We start from the raw sequence: 2,987 nt of genomic DNA on the forward strand, positions 1-2,987 counted from the left end.
TATATTGCTAGTGATAGCACGGGGCGGAACCGCTGAATGGTTTTAGTCATACCACGCAGAGCGGGTAGACCGAAACCCTCTAAATCGGTTTTTATGAAACCGATTTAGAGGGTTTCGGTCTACCCGCTCTGCGTGGTATGACTAAAACCATTCAGCGGTTCCGCCCCGTGCTATCACTAGCAATATACCATAACCCTGAAGAGTTTTTTGAGACAAAACCATTACTAGAACAGATAGTTAAGGGGTTAAACTACACGTTTAAGATACAGAAACACAGCACCTACCCGCTAAATATTAACGAAACGGCGTTGTTTGCATATCCGCAAGAGTTAGATTAAAGAACTACTTTTAATTTATCCAATGCCCGTTGTGTTTTAGCGAGTGCTTCATCGGTAGTGTTAGCGCGGGCGAGCAGAACCCCCATACGGCGGTGTCCATGAACAGCTGGTTTGCCAAATAAACGTAGCTGCACACCAGCCTCAGCAAGCACTTCATCTATATTATGAAACTCTACCTTGTCGCTGTCCCCCTCTACCACTATAGCCCGCGATGCCGATGCGCCATATAGCTCCACCGCAGGGATAGGCAAGCCCAAAAGTGCTCGCACATGCAATGCAAACTCTGACATATCTTGTGAGACCATCGTAACCATACCAGTATCGTGCGGACGCGGGGAAACCTCGCTGAACAGCACTTCATCACCCTTTATAAACAGCTCTACGCCAAATATTCCATATCCACCCAACGCCCCCGTGACCTTGCCCGCCACAGTCTGTGCATCTTTAAGTGCCTGTGCTGACATCTCGTGCGGCTGCCACGAATAGCGATAGTCGCCGTCTATCTGCACATGCCCTATGGGGGCTAAAAACAACGTCCCCCCTGAATGGCGCACGGTAAGCAGTGTAATCTCATAGTCAAAATCAACAAACCCCTCTACTATAACGCGCCCGCCGCTAGCTCTGCCACCCTTTTGCGCATAGTCCCAAGCTTTATCTACATCCGCTTGCGTCTTAACTATGCTCTGCCCGCGCCCGGACGAACTCATTATAGGTTTCACCACACAGGGACAACCTATCTCATTAACTGCCTTTATAAATTCGTCCTTTGTAGATGCAAACTGATATTTTGATGTAGCAAGTCCTAGCTCCTCAGCAACTAATCTACGGATACCCTCGCGGTTCATAGTGAGATGCGCTGCCCTAGCCGTAGGGGTAACGTTGAACCCCTCTTTTTCTAGCTCTAGCAAAGCGTCTGTGGCAATCGCCTCTACTTCGGGAATTATATAGTTAGGCTTTTCTGCTCTGATAATCTCTTTAAGCGAATCGCCGTCTAGCATAGACAGGACATAAGAGCGGTGTGCCACCTGCATAGCGGGGGCGTTATGATAGCTATCAAGTGCGACCACCTCTACGCCTAGCAGCTGCAGCTCAATAGCTACCTCTTTGCCAAGCTCGCCGCTACCGCATAAGACAGCCTTTTTGCCACCGCCAGTTAAGATAGTTCCAATGTTTATAGACATAGTTTCATAGTATCAAATAAATGAAAGCAAGTCAAATACTAGGAATAGGAATAAGTTTATGCTAGAATTACTTATAAGGGAGTAATGTAGTGATTATAGATGCAAATATAACAGGGGTTAGCTATACGCCACTACTTTGTAGTGAATTAAAAGCGTATGATATGGTTGCTCTTGAAAATGGTGTAAAAGCACAAATTACTGTTAAGAATTATCTGGGTGGATTATACTACCTAACGTCAGATGAGGCAAGGATAAACGGAAACACAATAAGCATTATTGAAAGTAAGCACACTAAAAGTCAATCAATCCCCAGTCTTGGCGATATTAAAGATGGACTAATAAAGATGCTTTTGTGGACAAATCTTAAAGATGTGAGAGTTGATGGACGGAAATACGATATTAAACCTGTCCTAAAGCTAACTTCGGGAAGCACCACTCCGTGCTACAGCGATAAGCAACGCTCTTTAATCGTTAAGCTAAAACAAGAGGCTAGCGTCAACAAATTTCAGCTAGAGTTACCACAGGGATGTGAACTATGAGAGGTATAACAGAGGCTGTCAGCCCTCTACGCTACCCTGGAGGGAAATCAAGGGCAATAAAAACTATTACACCACTCATTTTACATAATTTTACGGAGTTTCGTGAGCCTTTTGTTGGTGGTGGCTCGGTATTTTTATCGGTTAAACAAAATAGGTTCGTTCCTACACGTTATATCATAAATGACCTAAATTATGATTTATATTGCTTTTGGAGCTTTGCAAAGAATGATAACAAAAGGCTATATGACGCCGTTTATGATATTAAACGACACAAAAGGGACGGTCGAGAAATATTTAACCACTATACAGCTAACGAATATTATTCCGATTTTGAACGAGCGGTGCGCTTTTTCGTGTTAAATAGAATTACATTTTCTGGCACAGTTGATTCTGGTGGCTATTCGGAAAAGGCTTTTCAGGACAGATTTACTAGCTCTTCAATAGAACGTATTCTTGCACTACAATGTGTGCTTGCTGATGTTGAGATTCGCAACCAAAGCTATGAAGAACTATTGTTTCAGGCTGGGGACAATGTCTTTCTATTTTTAGACCCGCCATACCATAAACAAGCAAAATCTAGGCTATATGGGATAAAAGGGAATCTCCATACCTCTTTTGACCATGAACAATTTGCCCACAATATGAAAAAATGTCGCCATAAATGGCTCATTACCCTAGATAATAGCGATAAGATAAAGAACCTGTTTGACTTTGCTTATATAAACGAATGGGAATTACAATATGGTATGAATAACTATAAACAGGAAAAAGCAGCACTTGGAAAGGAGCTGTTCATATCTAACTATAAAATTTCTATGCCTGTGGAATACAGACAAGGCAAGCTTCCAGCTATGAATGTAGCCTAGTCCTAGGAATGAGCTTGTCATAAATACAATCTAATGTTAATCTTATAGTTAGTAGGGAGAGCC

The 2,987-nt window shown here is 43.0% G+C and carries 5 protein-coding genes; 3 read left to right on the forward strand and 2 right to left on the reverse strand.

Annotation, left to right across the window (positions count from 1 at the left end):
* Positions 1 to 104 (reverse strand): FkbM family methyltransferase (locus AC1MDJ_RS07370; RefSeq protein WP_479690281.1); only part of this gene is annotated, 104 nt, incomplete at its 3' end.
* On the opposite strand from AC1MDJ_RS07370, the gene AC1MDJ_RS07375 reads away from it, so the two are divergent.
* Positions 84 to 338, forward strand: a complete 255-nt coding sequence (locus AC1MDJ_RS07375) for a hypothetical protein (RefSeq protein ID WP_479690282.1) — start codon at positions 84 to 86, stop codon at positions 336 to 338. The two genes, AC1MDJ_RS07370 and AC1MDJ_RS07375, sit on opposite strands and share 21 nt — an antisense overlap.
* Here the strand turns inward: AC1MDJ_RS07375 and purT are convergent.
* Positions 335 to 1,519: a formate-dependent phosphoribosylglycinamide formyltransferase gene (purT, locus tag AC1MDJ_RS07380; RefSeq protein ID WP_479690279.1), complete on the reverse strand. Its 1,185-nt coding sequence runs from the start codon at positions 1,517 to 1,519 to the stop codon at positions 335 to 337. The genes AC1MDJ_RS07375 and purT overlap by 4 nt on opposite strands.
* Before the next feature lie 89 nt (positions 1,520 to 1,608).
* Here purT and AC1MDJ_RS07385 point away from each other — a divergent pair, with 89 nt between their 5' ends.
* Both AC1MDJ_RS07385 and AC1MDJ_RS07390 read left to right on the forward strand, forming a co-directional pair.
* Positions 1,609 to 2,058, forward strand: a complete 450-nt coding sequence (locus AC1MDJ_RS07385; protein ID WP_479690280.1) for a hypothetical protein — start codon at positions 1,609 to 1,611, stop codon at positions 2,056 to 2,058.
* A gap of 5 nt (positions 2,059 to 2,063) precedes the next feature.
* Entirely contained in the window at positions 2,064 to 2,924 is an 861-nt protein-coding gene (locus AC1MDJ_RS07390; RefSeq protein ID WP_479690283.1) for a DNA adenine methylase, read from the forward strand.
* The last annotated feature ends 63 nt before the right edge of the window (positions 2,925 to 2,987 follow it).

The sequence above is a fragment of the Candidatus Termitispirillum reticulitermitis genome (assembly GCF_054655775.1).